General features: G+C 47.7%; 1 pseudogene. It reads right to left on the bottom strand.

The annotated features are described in order from the left end of the window. A pseudogene (locus CVN76_RS02320) lies at window positions 1-316 on the bottom strand (PLP-dependent transferase); the annotation flags it as partial. Window positions 317-331: the final 15 nt, after the last annotated feature.

Raw genomic sequence — 331 nt, 5'->3', positions numbered from 1 at the left:
TATCACATACGGCGGAAATATCGGTCACTTTCAGCAATGGATTTGAAGGCGTTTCGATGTAAATGGCCCTCGTATTTGGCTTAACGGCCGCTTCGATGCTTTCGAGGTCCGTCATATCAACGAAAGTATGTTCAATTTTGAAACGGGTCAGGACTGTGGTGACCATCCTGAACGTTCCCCCGTACACATCTTCGGAAATGATGATATGGTCCCCGGCAGATAACAGCAGAAAAGCTGTTGAAATGGCCGCCATACCTGAGGAAAAGGCGAAGCCATGTGTGCCTTCTTCAAGTTCGGCAATGATTTCTTCCAACGCTTAGATCGGAAGAGC

Source organism: Bacillus sp. mrc49 (assembly GCF_002803435.1).
The sequence above is the reverse complement of the archived record's forward strand: the minus strand, read 5'-3'. Positions and strand labels throughout refer to the sequence as shown.